The 13,228-nt window shown below is 72.8% G+C and carries 16 protein-coding genes and 1 riboswitch; of the genes, 10 read left to right on the forward strand and 6 right to left on the reverse strand.

What is annotated here, in order from left to right:
- A partial coding sequence (locus Q7T52_RS03175; RefSeq protein ID WP_304799320.1) for a hypothetical protein occupies positions 1 to 220 on the reverse strand: 220 nt, incomplete at its 3' end.
- Positions 221 to 241: 21 nt separating this feature from the next.
- Positions 242 to 1,672 carry a trehalose-6-phosphate synthase gene (locus tag Q7T52_RS03180; RefSeq protein WP_304799322.1) on the reverse strand — a complete coding sequence of 477 codons (1,431 nt, stop codon included), beginning with the start codon at positions 1,670 to 1,672 and terminating at the stop codon, positions 242 to 244.
- 117 nt (positions 1,673 to 1,789) lie between these two features.
- On the opposite strand from Q7T52_RS03180, the gene Q7T52_RS03185 reads away from it, so the two are divergent.
- Positions 1,790 to 2,473, forward strand: coding sequence for a sensor domain-containing protein (locus Q7T52_RS03185; protein WP_304799324.1), 684 nt, complete (start codon positions 1,790 to 1,792; stop codon positions 2,471 to 2,473).
- On the opposite strand, the gene Q7T52_RS03190 is transcribed toward Q7T52_RS03185, so the two are convergent.
- Positions 2,445 to 3,500, reverse strand: a complete 1,056-nt coding sequence (locus Q7T52_RS03190) for a Gfo/Idh/MocA family protein (protein WP_304799326.1) — start codon at positions 3,498 to 3,500, stop codon at positions 2,445 to 2,447. The genes Q7T52_RS03185 and Q7T52_RS03190 overlap by 29 nt on opposite strands.
- Before the next feature lie 131 nt (positions 3,501 to 3,631).
- Here Q7T52_RS03190 and Q7T52_RS03195 point away from each other — a divergent pair, with 131 nt between their 5' ends.
- The 5 genes from Q7T52_RS03195 (at position 3,632) to Q7T52_RS03215 (ending at position 7,543) form a co-directional block, all read left to right on the forward strand.
- Complete coding sequence (locus Q7T52_RS03195) at positions 3,632 to 3,937, forward strand: DUF3263 domain-containing protein (protein WP_304799328.1); 306 nt, start codon at positions 3,632 to 3,634, stop codon at positions 3,935 to 3,937.
- An 80-nt stretch (positions 3,938 to 4,017) separates the two neighbouring features.
- Positions 4,018 to 4,461 (forward strand): LytR C-terminal domain-containing protein, encoded by a 444-nt coding sequence (locus Q7T52_RS03200; protein WP_304799344.1) that lies wholly within the window; start codon positions 4,018 to 4,020, stop codon positions 4,459 to 4,461.
- Positions 4,462 to 4,676: 215 nt separating this feature from the next.
- Positions 4,677 to 5,522 carry a trehalose-phosphatase gene (gene otsB / locus Q7T52_RS03205; protein WP_304799330.1) on the forward strand — a complete coding sequence of 282 codons (846 nt, stop codon included), beginning with the start codon at positions 4,677 to 4,679 and terminating at the stop codon, positions 5,520 to 5,522.
- Between the two features lie 212 nt (positions 5,523 to 5,734).
- Positions 5,735 to 5,886, forward strand: a riboswitch (SAM riboswitch).
- Between the two features lie 9 nt (positions 5,887 to 5,895).
- The gene (thrC, locus tag Q7T52_RS03210) at positions 5,896 to 7,218 is read left to right on the forward strand and encodes a threonine synthase (RefSeq protein WP_304799332.1); all 1,323 of its coding nucleotides are present in this window, start codon (positions 5,896 to 5,898) and stop codon (positions 7,216 to 7,218) included.
- Between the two features lie 49 nt (positions 7,219 to 7,267).
- Positions 7,268 to 7,543, forward strand: a complete 276-nt coding sequence (locus tag Q7T52_RS03215; RefSeq protein WP_304799334.1) for a MoaD/ThiS family protein — start codon at positions 7,268 to 7,270, stop codon at positions 7,541 to 7,543.
- A gap of 106 nt (positions 7,544 to 7,649) precedes the next feature.
- Here the strand turns inward: Q7T52_RS03215 and Q7T52_RS03220 are convergent, their stop codons facing one another.
- Genes Q7T52_RS03220 through Q7T52_RS03230 form a run of 3 tightly spaced genes read right to left on the reverse strand, consistent with a single transcriptional unit; the run spans position 7,650 to position 10,000 of the window.
- The gene (locus Q7T52_RS03220) at positions 7,650 to 8,375 is read right to left on the reverse strand and encodes an SDR family NAD(P)-dependent oxidoreductase (protein WP_304799336.1); all 726 of its coding nucleotides are present in this window, start codon (positions 8,373 to 8,375) and stop codon (positions 7,650 to 7,652) included.
- Between the two features lie 13 nt (positions 8,376 to 8,388).
- Positions 8,389 to 9,642: an RNA polymerase sigma factor gene (locus Q7T52_RS03225; RefSeq protein ID WP_304799346.1), complete on the reverse strand. Its 1,254-nt coding sequence runs from the start codon at positions 9,640 to 9,642 to the stop codon at positions 8,389 to 8,391.
- A 1-nt stretch (position 9,643) separates the two neighbouring features.
- Positions 9,644 to 10,000 (reverse strand): YciI family protein, encoded by a 357-nt coding sequence (locus Q7T52_RS03230; protein ID WP_304799337.1) that lies wholly within the window; start codon positions 9,998 to 10,000, stop codon positions 9,644 to 9,646.
- Between the two features lie 185 nt (positions 10,001 to 10,185).
- Here Q7T52_RS03230 and Q7T52_RS03235 point away from each other — a divergent pair, with 185 nt between their 5' ends.
- The 4 genes from Q7T52_RS03235 to Q7T52_RS03250 are packed head-to-tail and all read left to right on the forward strand — an operon-like array spanning position 10,186 to position 13,083.
- Entirely contained in the window at positions 10,186 to 11,043 is an 858-nt protein-coding gene (locus Q7T52_RS03235) for an SGNH/GDSL hydrolase family protein (RefSeq protein ID WP_304799338.1), read from the forward strand.
- A gap of 11 nt (positions 11,044 to 11,054) precedes the next feature.
- A complete protein-coding gene (locus Q7T52_RS03240) occupies positions 11,055 to 11,903 on the forward strand; it encodes a TylF/MycF family methyltransferase (protein ID WP_304799339.1) in 849 nt (282 codons plus the stop codon).
- On the forward strand, positions 11,900 to 12,250 hold the full coding sequence (locus tag Q7T52_RS03245) for a hypothetical protein (protein ID WP_304799341.1): 351 nt from the start codon (positions 11,900 to 11,902) through the stop codon (positions 12,248 to 12,250). Before Q7T52_RS03240 ends, Q7T52_RS03245 begins: the two co-directional genes overlap by 4 nt.
- The gene (locus Q7T52_RS03250) at positions 12,247 to 13,083 is read left to right on the forward strand and encodes a RimK family alpha-L-glutamate ligase (RefSeq protein ID WP_304799343.1); all 837 of its coding nucleotides are present in this window, start codon (positions 12,247 to 12,249) and stop codon (positions 13,081 to 13,083) included. The genes Q7T52_RS03245 and Q7T52_RS03250 overlap by 4 nt, the downstream gene beginning before the upstream one ends.
- Positions 13,084 to 13,228 lie beyond the last annotated feature (145 nt).

Below are 13,228 nucleotides of genomic sequence, written 5' to 3' on the forward strand. Positions count from 1 at the left end.
CGAGCACCAGCCCGTCGGGCAGCGCGGCGGCCGCGTCGGCGAGCCGGTCGAGCACCGGCTGCCGCAGCAGCCGCGCCTCGGGCGTCGAGCCCGTGAAGGCCACGACCCCGGCCGTGTCGACGAGCGGCGCGCCCGACTCGACGACGGGGAGCGACGTCACCGCGTCGTCCGACATCAGCACGACGTCGTCCCAGGGCTTCGAGGCTCGCTCCGCTCGCACCTCAGCCACCGTGAGCAGAGCTCACGAACGCTTGGCGGGTCGTACGGCCTTGGCGTGGGAGCTGTGCGAGACCGAGCCGAGCTCGGTCATGAACGAGTCGGCCCACGCGGCGACGTCGTGGTGGCGGATGGTCTTGCGCATGGCCCGCATGCGGCGGGTGAGGTCCTTGTCCTCGGAGCGGTAGGCCTCGAGGAGCGCCGACTTCATGCCATTGAGGTCGTAGGGGTTGACCAGCCACGCCTGGCGCAGCTCGTCGGCGGCGCCGGCGAACTCCGAGAGCACCAGGGCGCCGTCGTCCTCGGTGCGGCAGGCGACGTACTCCTTGGCGACGAGGTTCATGCCGTCGCGGTAGGGCGTGACGACCATGATGTCGGCCGCGGAGTAGAGCGCCGCCATCTCCTCGCGCGGGTAGGAGGTGTGGAAGTAGGCGATGGCGGGGCGGCCGATCCGGCCGAGGTCGCCGTTGATGCGGCCGACGAGGCGGTCGATGTCGTCGCGCAGGATGCGGTACTGCTCGACCTGCTCGCGTGACGGCACGGCGACCTGCACGAAGACGGCGTCCTCGACGTCGAGGTGGCCGTCCTCGATGAGCTCGGCGAACGCGCGGAGTCGCGCGTAGATGCCCTTGGTGTAGTCGAGCCGGTCGATGCCGAGGAAGATCTTGCGCGGGTTGCCGAGGGCCTCGCGGATCGCCTTGGAGCGGTCGACGACGGCCTCGGTGAGGGCGAGCTTCTCGAAGCCGGCGGCGTCGATCGAGATCGGGAACGCCGCCGCGCGGACGGTGCGGCCGTCGGGCAGGTAGACGAGGTCGCGGTGGGTCTTGTGGCCGACGCGCTGGCGCACGAGGCGCACGAAGTTGGCCGCACCGCCGGGCAGCTGGAAGCCGACGAGGTCGGCACCGAGCAGGCCCTCGAGGATCTGGCGGCGCCACGGCAGCTGCTGGAACAGCTCGGCCGGCGGGAACGGGATGTGGAGGTAGAACCCGATCCGCAGGTCGGGCCGCAGCTCGCGCAGCATCTGCGGCACCAGCTGCAGCTGGTAGTCGTGCACCCACACCGTCGCGCCCTCGGACGCGATGCTCGCGGCCTTCTCTGCGAAGCGCTTGTTGACCGACACGTAGGAGTCCCACCACTCGCGGTGGAACTCCGGCTTGGCCACCAGGTCGTGGTAGAGCGGCCACAGGGTGCCGTTGGAGAAGCCCTCGTAGTGGCCCTCGATCTCGGCCTGCGTCATCGACATCGGCAGCAGCTGCAGACCGTCGGCCTCGAAGGGCTCGAGGTCCTGCTCGGTGCCGCCGGGCCAGCCGATCCACGTGCCGTCGTTGGCCCGCATCACCGGCTCGATCGCCGAGACCAGACCGCCGGGAGAGGGACGCCACTCGACGGACCCGTCGGGCAGCGTGACCCGGTCGACCGGCAGCCGGTTGGCGACGATCACGAGGTCTGCGGACACGCCGCAACCCTAGACGGGCAGACCCCGACCGGGACACGACGGTAGGGGTGGTTCACCACGGTCGATGGTGGTGGCTGCACCACTGCGCCCGGTCGACCCGCACGCGAGGCTCGAGGCATGGACCAGACGCTCACCTCCACCCGCACCCCGGCCGCGTCACGCGACCTGTCCTCCCGGCCCACCCGGCGCGGGCTCCTGGCCCGGCTCGGCCGCGACACGGCGTACGTCGTCAGCGGCTTCGCGCTCGGCGTCGTCGGCTTCGCGGTGGTCGTCACCGGCCTGGCCGCCGGCCTGGGCCTGGTGGTCGTGTGGGTCGGGCTGGCCGTGCTCGCCGGCACTCTCCTGCTCGCCCGCGGCCTCGCGCACCTCGAGCGCTGGCGCATGAAGGCGCTGCAGGACCGCGAGGTCCCGCCGGCGGCGTACGTCGTCGCTCCCGCCGGCGCCGGAGCGCTGCGCCGCCTGCTCACCCCGCTCCGCGACCCGCAGTCGTGGCTCGACGCCCTGTGGGCGCTGGTCTCGTTCGTCACCGGGACGGTCGCGTTGTCCGTCGTCGCGTCGTGGTGGGCGACGGCGGCCAGTGGCCTGACCTACTGGTGGTGGCAGCGGTGGCTCCCCGAGCAGGACCGCACCCTGGTCGAGATCCTGGGGCTGGGCGAGGGGCGTCGCGACGAGAGCCTGCTCCAGCTCGGGTTCGGCGTCGTCGCGCTGCTCACGCTGCCGCTCGTCGTCCGTGGCTGCGCGGCCCTGCACGCCGGCACCGCGGACGCCTTGCTCAACCTGCGGAGCCGCCAGCTCGGCTGACCGGGGCGTAGGTGACGCCGACCGACGCCAGCACGGCCTCCATCTGGCGCAGGATCGTCAGCGTCTGGGCGTGCGGGACCAGCGGGCTCTCGCGCAGCCCGGCCCGCAGGCAGCGCCCGACCTCGGCCACCTCGTTGCCGTAGCCGACACCGACGACCGGCTCGTCGCCCTCGATGGTCTCCGGGGTCAGCACGCTGACGCGGTCATTGGTGCCGCCCTCGTCGTACGCCGTCCAGGTGGCGTGGGTGGGATGGTGGAAGTCGGCGAGGTCGATGCGGCCGCGGTCGGTGGCGATGGTCGCGGCACGCGAGGACCACGAGGTCATCGAGGCGTTCATCGTCATCAGCGCCCCGCCGGAGTAGCGGCCGGCGACCGCGACGTCGAGGTCGATCCCGCTCTCGGACAGTGTCGCCGTGGCGGCCAGCGACTCGGCCTCGCCGAGGAGCAGGTGGGCCAGGGTCAGGGGATAGATGCCCATGTCGAGCATCGCCCCGGCGCCGAGGGCGGGGTCGAGCAGCCGGTCCCCGGGCGGGGCGTCGACGACGAACCCGAGCTCGGCGTGCAGGTGGCGCGGCGTCCCGAACCGGCCGTCGCGCAGACCGGCGGCCACGGCCCGGACGACCGGGTGGCACGCCGTCCACATCGCCTCCATGAGGAAGCGGTCGTGCTCCTGGGCCAGCGCCACCATCGCCTCGGCCTCGGCGACCGTCGTGGTCACGGGCTTCTCGCACAGGACGTGCTTGCCGGCCTCGAAGGCCAGCCGCGCGTGCTCGAGGTGCAGGGAGTGCGGGCTCGCGACGTAGACGACCTCGACGTCGGGGTCGGCGACGAGCTCCTCGTAGGAGCCGTGGGCGCGGGTCGACGGGCCGCCGTACGACGCCGCGAACTCCGCCGCCGACCCCGGCGAGCGGGACCCCACCGCCACCAGCTCGGCCCCCGGCACCAGGGCCAGGTCGGTGGCCACCTTGCGCGCGATCTTGCCGGTCGCGAGGATTCCCCACCGGATGGTCCGCTCGTCTTCGGTCATGGCGCCAGCGTAGGGATCGCAAAGATCTTCCGGCGTGTCGCCGGACTCGAATGACATCGGTGTGATTAGCCGACTACAGTGACGCCTGACCACCCGGCCTCGGCCGACCCGACCTCTCCGGGAGATCTCCGATGGAAGCCCAGCGGCACGACGAAGCACCCGACAGCCCGGACGACGGCGCCGTCGAGTCGCTCAGCGACCGCGACCGCGACATCCTCGAGTTCGAGCGGCAGTGGTGGAAGTACGCCGGCGCCAAGGAGACCGCGGTCCGCGAGAAGTTCGACATGAGCTCCACGCGCTACTACCAGGTCCTCAACGCGCTCATCGACCGTCCTGAGGCCCTCGAGGTCGACCCGCTGCTCGTCCGCCGGCTGCGTCGGCTGCGCTCCGAGCGCCAGCGTCAGCGCTCCGCCCGCCGTCTCGGCTTCGAGGTCTGAGTCCCGTGGCTGGGTCGACCGGTCCGGGCGCGCGTCCGGGACGCTCGCGTCGTAGCGTCGTCTTCCCGTCGCCGGTCGTGATGCTCAGCATCGTCGCGGTCGCCATGGCCCTGGTCGCGTTCGTCGCCACCCGCGGCGGCGAGCCCACCGAGCGCGAGGTCGCCACCCCGGCCGCCCAGACGCAGTCGCCGTCCGCGCCCGCGACCACCACGGCCCCCAAGCCCAAGCCCAAGAAGCCGCCGGTCGTGCGCGGCAAGGTCTACGTCGAGGTCTACAACAACTCCGGCATCACCGGTCTCGCCGGCGTCGTGAGCGAGCAGGCCACCGGCGTCGGCTGGAAGGTCGTCGGCACCGACAACTGGTACGGCACCGTCCCCACCAACACCGTCTACTTCCCGCCGCGCCTCGAGCGGGCCGCCAAGCAGCTGGCCCTCGACCTCGGCATCGACCGCACCGCCCCCGCCGACGGAGCCATGAAGCTCGACCGGCTGACCGTCATCCTGACCGGCCAGCTCGGCGCCTGATCCTCGCCGGGACCCCGGGTCCGGCTCTGGCGGATTCCCCGGCCGGCCGGGGGTTCCGACCGTTGTCAGGGGTTGCAACCCCTGACAGGGGCCAGATTCCCCGGCCGACCGGGTAATCCGCCACGGCCCGCCCGACCCAGATCTCGACGAGACCCACGTCTCACCCGTCATCGGCTCGTCGCGTGCCGGCCACGCCGACATGCTTGGGTGGGGACGTGGAGTTCACGTCGGCCGAGGGCGAGCAGCGGTACGCCGCCCTGGTCCGGGCCGCAGCCGAGAGCGTGGTCGGGCTCGACTTCGACGGCACCCTGTCCCCGATCGTCGACGACCCCGCGGCCGCCCACATCCACCCCGACGCCGGCCGGGTGCTGACCGCGCTCGCCGCGCAGGTGCGCGCCGTCGCGGTAATCACCGGCCGCCCGGCCCGACAGGCGCTCGACCTCGGCGGGCTCGAGGAGGTCGGCAACGCCGTCGGCGACACCGGCAAGGACCTCTACCTCTTCGGCCAGTACGGCAACGAGCGCTGGAGCTCGACCAACCGACGCGTCATCGGCCCCCGGCCGCCCGCCGGGCTCGCGACCTTCGAGCGCGACCTGCCCCGGGTGCTGCGCCGCGCCGACGCCGCCGAGGCCTGGATCGAGGACAAGGGCCTCGCCGTCGCCGTCCACACGCGCCGGCTCGCCGACCCCGAGGCGGCCTTCCAGCGCCTGCTGCCCGCGCTGCGCGAGCTCGCCGGCCGCCACGACCTCGTCGTCGAGCCGGGCAAGGCGGTCATCGAGATCCGTTCGCCCGGCGTCCACAAGGGCCAGGTCGTGCAGACGCTGGTCGACGAGCTCGACGCCGGCGGCTTCCTCTTCGCCGGGGACGACCTCGGTGACCTCGAGGCCTTCGACGCCGTCCGCGCGCTGCGTGCCGACGGCGTGGCCACGCTCCTCGTCTGCTCCTCCGACGACGAGGAGAGCGCGCTGCTCGAGCTCTCCGACGTCGTGGTCGGCGGCCCGGCCGGCGTCCTCGAGCTGCTCGAGCAGCTCACCGACGACGCCGCCGCCCTCCGCGCCTGATCCTCGGCGTCCGACGTAGGTCGTCACCAGGCCCTCGCCGCCCCTACGCACGTCCGCGCCGTGGTGGCCGAGGACGACGTCCTCGACTGGTCGCCGCCGCGCGCGCCGACCTCGACGCGGCGCCTGGCGCACCCGGCTGGCGTGGCCGGTGAGCGTCCACATCCCGGGACCCGATGACGCATGCTGAGACGGATCGACGTACAGTGGGCGGCAGCTCATCAAGAGGGACTGAGGGAACGGCCCAGTGAAGTCCCGGCAACCGCCGCTTCGAAACACCTCCGCCTCCGGTACAGATCCGGACGGAAGAAGCGGAAACGGTGCTAATTCCGCCCGGGTGCGACCGTCGCCCCGGGGAAGATGAGGAGGAGGACACATGAGCGCCGACGTCGTCGAGAAGCAGATCACCCCCGAGGTCCCGAGCGAGCCGGGTGACCCGGGCGGAGCGGTCAAGAACGGCCCCCGCGAGGGTGCGTTCGGCAACGCCACGCACCTCCAGTGCCGCGAGTGCCAGCACGAGGTCACCCTCGGACCCTTCTACGCCTGTCCGGAGTGCTTCGGTCCGCTCGAGGTCGCCTACGCCTTCCCGGCGGTGACCCGCGAGGAGATCGAGGCCGGCCCGCGCAACATCTGGCGCTACAAGGCGCTGCTGCCGGTCCCGGACGACATCGAGACCAGCCCCAACACCGAGCCGGGCTTCACGCGCCTGCTGCGCGCCCACAACCTCGGCCGCGAGCTCGGCATCGACACCCTGTGGGTCAAGGACGACTCGACCAACCCCACCAACTCGTTCAAGGACCGCGTCGTCGCCTGCGCCCTGAGCGCCGCGATCGAGCTCGACGCCAAGGTCTTCGCCTGCCCCAGCACCGGCAACCTCGCCAACGCAGTGGCTGCGGCCGGCGCCCGCGCCGGCATCAAGACCGTCGTCTTCATCCCGAGCAACCTCGAGCACCCCAAGCAGGTCAACTCCGCGATCTTCACCGACTCGCTGGTCGCCGTGAACGGCAACTACGACGACGTCAACAAGCTCGCCTCCGAGATTGCCGGCGAGGAGGACGGGTGGGCGTTCGTCAACGTCAACGTCCGTCCCTACTACGCCGAGGGCTCCAAGACGCTGGGCTACGAGATCGCCGAGCAGCTCGGCTGGCGCCTGCCCGACCAGATCGTCATCCCGGTCGCGTCCGGCTCCCAGCTGACCAAGGTGCACAAGTCGTTCCAGGAGCTCATCAAGCTCGGCCTCGTCGAGGACAAGCCCTACAAGGTCTACGGCGCCCAGGCCACCGGCTGCTCGCCCGTCTCGGTCGCCTACAAGGCCGGCACCGACGCGATCCGTCCGGTCAAGCCCGACACGATCGCCAAGAGCCTGGCCATCGGCAACCCCGCCGACGGCATCTACGTCCTCGACATCTGCCGCGAGACCGGCGGCGCGGTCGAGGACATCACCGACGAGCAGGTCCGCGACGGCATCGTCCAGCTCGCCCGCACCGAGGGTATCTTCACCGAGACCGCCGGCGGCACCACGGTCGGCGTCCTGAAGAAGCTCGTCGAGACCGGCCAGCTCGACACCACCCTCGAGACCGTCGTCATCAACACCGGCCACGGCCTCAAGACCCTCGACTCCGTGTCGGACCGCGTGTCGGCCGCCGCGACGATCGAGCCGTCGTACGCCGCCTTCCAGGCCACCGGCCTCGGTGCCTGACCCGGCCGCCTGACCGACCCACCCTGACCCAGAAGCACGAGGAACCACGTTGAGCGTCTCCGTCCGCGTCCCCACCATCCTGCGCACCTACACCGACGGCGCGTCCGAGGTCAGCGCCGACGGCGCGACCCTCGCCGAGGTGCTGGACAGCCTCGAGGCCAGCTACACCGGCATCCGCGGCCGGATCCTCGACGACAACGGCAAGCTGCGTCGCTTCGTCAACGTCTACGTCGGCAACGACGACGTACGGTTCCTCGACGACCTGGCCACCCCCACCCCCGACGGCACCCAGATCTCGGTCATCCCGGCGGTGGCGGGCGGCTGAGCCGGCCGCGGCCCCACCAGCTGCAACTCACTGTTCGGAGCACTACCCCGGCGCTACAGCACCGGGGTAGTGCTCGTCACGGTGAGTTACAGCTGAGCCGGCCGCGTCAGCACGCCGTCCCCCGGTCGACCGACAGCACGGCACCGGTGACGGACGCGGCGGCGTCGGAGGCGAGGTAGGCGACGGCGTCGGCGATGTCGCTCGGCGGCATGAAGCCCCAGCGGGCGCCGGCGGTCTCCATCAGCAGGTCCCAGTCGAGGCCGGCGCCCGAGGCACCGGAGTGCTCGGCCGCGGCCTGGGTGGGCAGGTCGGTCTGGACGCCGCCGGGGCAGACCGTGTTGACGCGGATGCCGTCGGCCGCGAGCTCGAGGGCGAGCGACTTCATCAGCATGATGACGCCGCTCTTGGAGGCGCAGTACGCCGCCTGGTAGGGCTGGGCGCGGAGCCCGGCGATCGAGGCGATGGTGACGATGTTGCCGCGGCTCGCGCGCAGGTGGGGGAGCGCGGCCTGGCTCATCAGCATCGGGCCGGTGAGGTTGACGCCGAGGTGGAGCGCCCAGGTCGCGAGGTCGAGGTCCTCGAAGCGCCGGAACCGGTCGACGCCCGCGACGTTGACCAGCACGTCGAGCCCGCCGAGCCGCTCGGCCGCCGTGCCCGCGGCCGCTACCGAGTCGGCGTCGCTGACGTCGCAGGCCAGCACGTCGTCGCCGGCCACGAGGTCGACGCCGACGACCTGTGCGCCCTCCCCGGCGAGCAGCTCGACGGTGGACCGGCCGATGCCGCCCGCCGCCCCGGTGACCAGTGCGCGCCTGCCCTCGAACCGTCGTGTCATGGCGCGCATCCTGTCAGCCGGCCGCGACCTCGGCGCGACGTTGCGACAACGCGGTCCGCTCGGGCCCGTGGTCGCAGCGCGTGAGCGCGACGTCGTAGGCCGCCACCGCCTCGGCCGCGCGTCCGGACCGGGCCAGCAGCTCGGCGCGCACTGCCGGCAGCCGGTGCCCGGGGAGGTCGAGCCCGTCGAGCAGCCGCAGCCCGGCGTCCGGGCCGTCGGCCTCGGCAACGGCGACGGCGCGGTTGAGCCGGACGACGGGGGAGCCCGTGAGCGCCTCGAGCTCGGCGTACCACCCCGCGATGCGCGGCCAGTCGGTGTCGGCGGCCGTGCGGGCGACGGCGTGCTCGGCGGCGACCAGCGCCTGCAGGAGGTAGGACGTCGAGGGCGCCGTCGCGGCCATCGGCGCGAGCAGCCCGAGGGCCTCGTCGATCTCGTCGGCCCGCCAGCGGGAGCGGTCCTGGTCGGGCAGGAGCACCAGCGCGCCGTCGCGCACCCGCGCGTCGCGCCGCGAGTGCTGCAGCAGCATCAGGGCCAGCAGGGCGTCGAGGTCGGGCAGCGCCGACGGCGGCGCCACCTCGCGCACGACCCGCACCAGCCGCAGCGCCTCTCCGGCCTCCTCGGACCGGACGACGTCGTCGCCCGACCCGGGGGCGTAGCCGGCGGTGAACGCCAGGTAGGCGATGTGCGCGACCGCGTCGAGCCGCTCGACCAGCGCGTCGCCGACCGGGACGGCGAACGACTCACCGGCCAGCCGCTTGCGCGACCGGGTGAGCCGGGCCGCCATCGTCGCGGTCGGTACCAGGAAGAGCCGGGCGATGTCCGACGTCGGCACGCCCAGCACCAGCCGCAGGGTGAGTGCCGCGCCCAGCTCGGGCGCCAGGGCCGGGTGCGCACACAGCAGCACCAGGCGCATCCGCTCGTCGACCGCGCCGAGCGACCCGACCCTGCTCGGCGTCGAACCGTCCGCCATCACGCGTCGCGCCTCCTCGGTCAGGTCGGCCTCGACGGCCAGCACGGGCAGGGTCTTGGCCACCACCGCCTCGGCGCGCAGCCGGTCGAGGACGCGGCGACGCGCGGTGGTGAGCAGCCACGCGGGCGGGTTCGTCGGGACGCCGTCCTCGGGCCAGCGGCGGGCCGCCGCCTCGAACGCGTCGGCCAGCGCGTCCTCGGCGAGGTCGAGGCGCCGGAACCGTGCGACGAGCAGGGCCAGCAGCCGGCCCCACTCCTCGCGGTGCAGCGCCTCGAGCGCTCCGGCGGCGTCGCTCAGCTCAGCCCACCTCGACGTCGAGGCACTCGCGCACCTCGATCGTGTACGCCGGGGGCAGCAGCCGGGCCAGCTCGACCGCGGTGTCGAGGTCGACGACGTCGATGACGTAGAAGCCGCCGAGCTGCTCGACGGCCTCGGCGAACGGCCCGTCGGTGACCGGCCGGTCGGCCCCCGGCCGCAGGGTGCGAGCCGTCGACGGGTCGGTCAGCGCCTCACCGCCCACGATGCTGCCGCGCTCCTTGACCGCGGCGGAGAACGCCCGCATGCAGGCGAAGTCGCGCTCCTGGGCCTCGTCGTCGGCGGTGTCCCACTTGGCGAAGTGGTCCGCCTCGGTCAGCAGCACCAGGAACCTCGTCACGACGCACCCCCGGTGACCTGCACCTGCGCAACCGCCTCCCAGGTGTCCTCGTCGCCGGGCAGCATCACCATGGAGGTGGTCATCGCTCGTTCCTCTCGTTCGGTTCGTGAGTCTGTCACCGTGGTGACGCGCGGGCACCCCCCGATTCGACACCCTCGTTCACCTTGTCCTGATGGAGATGGACGGTGCACCGATCCCACCGTCCCCATCGCTCCCACCGCCTGGCCGCGACGGCCGTCCTGACCGTCGCCGCCGCCTCCGTCGCCGGGTCCTACGGCGCCCGTGAGCTGCTGCACCGCCAGGCCGCGGTCGCGCGGCGGCTGATCGGCAAGCCCCTCGGCGAGAGCGCGCCCGACGCCGACCGCGTGTGGCGGGCGGCGTACGGCGACCCCTTCGACCTGCTGCTGGTGGGAGACTCGATCGCCGCCGGGCTGGGCGCCGAGCGCCGCAAGGACACCCTCGGCGGCCGGCTCGCCAAGGGCCTCGCCAAGCGCACCGGGCGCGCGGTCCGGCTGCGGACCGCCGCCGTCGTCGGCTCCGAGAGCTCGATGCTGGCTGCGCAGCTCACGGCGCTGCCCGCCGACTACCGGCCCGACGTCGCGGTCGTCGTCGTGGGCGGCAACGACGTCACCCACCGCGTCCCGGTCGCCGAGTCGGCCGCGCACCTCGAGGCCGCCGTACGCGCCCTGCGCGAGCGCGGGGCCGAGGTCGTCGTCGGTACCTGCCCCGACCTGGGCGCCCTGCGACCGGTGCCACAGCCGCTGCGCTCTCTGGGGTCGCGGGCGTCCCGGCAGCTCGCGTCGGCCCAGGCGGCGGCGACCGTGCGCGCCGGCGGGCACGCCGTGTCGCTGGCGCGGGTGGTCGGCCCGTTCTTCATCACCAACCCCGACGAGATGTTCAGCCTCGACCGCTTCCACCCCAGTGCGCTGGGCTACCGGCGTACGGCGGCCGCGCTGCTCCCGTCGGTCCTCACCGCCCTCGGCCTGCACGAGGGGGTGCCGTTCGGCCACGCCGTTCCGGGGAACGGGCAACCGGTCGGTTAGGCTCACCGCCCGTGACGACCCCCGCGACCACGAGCGACCCCGGCAGCCCGGCTGTCGGCCTCTACCTCGACATCATGGCCAAGATGCTGGCCCGCTACGGGTTCGAGGGCCGCAACGTCACGGTGCGCTTCGAGCCCCGCTCCTACGAGGGCTACCTCTGGAACCTCGTGCGGATCGCCACCCGCGACCGCGACATCCGTGTCGTCGAGGCGGGCGAGTTCGACGCCGAGCGCCGCGAGATCGGCAAGGACTGGCCGGCCGACGCCGAGACGATGATCGGCATGAAGCGGCTCGCCAACGTGCGCGAGTGCCTCGAGAGCGTCATCGCGGACGGCGTACCCGGTGACTTCATCGAGACCGGTGCCTGGCGCGGCGGCGCGTGCATCTTCGCCCGCGCCATCTTCAAGGCCTACGGCATCACCGACCGCAAGGTCTGGGTCGCCGACTCCTTCGAGGGCCTGCCGCCGCCGGACGGCCGGTTCGAGGCCGACGCCGGCGACCAGCACCACACCAAGATCGAGCTCGCGATCTCGGTCGAGAAGGTGCAGGAGAACTTCCGCCGCTACGACCTCCTCGACGAGCAGGTCGAGTTCCTCAAGGGCTGGTTCAACGAGACGCTGGCGGTCGCGCCGATCGAGCAGATCGCGGTGTTGCGCCTCGACGGCGACATGTACGCCTCGACCATCGACGCCCTCGAGCCGCTCTACGACAAGGTGCCGGTCGGCGGCTACGTCATCGTCGACGACTACGGCGCCGTCAAGGGCTGCGCCCAGGCGATCCACGACTTCCGCGAGGCGCGCGGCATCACCGACGAGCTCCACCAGGTCGACTGGGCCGGGGTCTACTGGAGGAAGTCGTGACGCCGCCCGCCGACCTCAGCGCCGCGCGCGCCGCCGACTTCGAGGAGAGCCCCCAGCTCAAGATCAAGCGGCTCGAGCGGACCCTCGCCGACGAGCGCAAGTTCGCCGTGAAGTCGACGCGCCAGCTCCACCGCGTGCTCGCACGCGACCTCAAGGCCGCCGAGAAGAAGGCCGAGGAGGCCGAGCGCCGGGCCGCCGCGGCTGAGAAGCGCGTCGAGACCGCCCGGGCCCGTGCCGCTCGCGCCGAGGCCGAGCTCGAGGCCATCCGCCAGACCACCACCTGGAAGGCCGGTCGGGCGGTCGTCGCCGTCCCCGCGAGGATCAAGCGGGGACTGGGCCGCCCGTGATCGACGTCCTGCTGGCGACCTCGGTCGGCTACAGGGAGGGCGAACCGGGCCACGAGGTCCTCGACACCGCCTTCGCCGCCCGGGGCGTCGTCAGCAGGTGGGCCGTCTGGGACGATCCGTTCGTCGACTGGGCCGGCGCCGGCCTCGTCTGCGTCCGCTCCACCTGGGACTACCACCAGCGCCTGCCCGACTTCCTGGGCTGGGCCGGCGCGCTGGGGCCCAAGCTGCTCCACGGCGTGGAGGCGTTCCGCTGGAACACCGACAAGAGCTATCTCCTCGACCTCGCCCGCTACAGCCGGGTGCCGACGGTCCCGACCGTCATCGCCGACAACCCGGTCGACCTGCGCGCCGCGATCGGTGGCTTCGGCACCGCCGTGGTCAAGCCGCGGGTCGGCGCCAGCGGCATCGGCGTCGTCATCGTCTACGACGCCGAGAGCTGGCTCCCCGTCGACGCCGGCCCCTGGGTCGTCCAGCCGCTGGTCGAGTCGGTCCAGCACGAGGGCGAGCTGTCGGTCTTCGTGTTCGGCGGCCACCCGGTCAGCCAGGTCCGCAAGGTCGCCTCGCCCCAGGACATCCGCGTCCACTCGCGCTACGGCGGCACGTCCAAGGCCGTCACGCTGTCCCCGGACGCCGCGCTGCTCGCCGTCGACGCCGTCGCCGCCACCACCGAGATCACCGGCACCCAGATCACCTACGCCCGCGTCGACCTCCTCCACCACGACGGCCGGCTCGTCGTCAGCGAGGTCGAGATCACCGAGCCCGGCCTCTACCTCGACCTGGTGCCGGGCAACGCGGCCCGGTTCGTCGATGCGGTGCTGCCGCACCTGGGTTGAGTCGGACTCTCAAACTCGGGTGCAACTCGAGCGATCGCACGTGTTGGGGGTTCGGGACCGGGTTGAACGGGGACCAACTCGAGCGATCGCACGAGTTGGTGGTTCGGGACCGGGTTGGGCGGGGACCAACTCGAGCGATCGCACG

It is taken from the genome of Nocardioides sp. (assembly GCF_030655615.1).
GTDB lineage: Bacteria > Actinomycetota > Actinomycetes > Propionibacteriales > Nocardioidaceae > Nocardioides.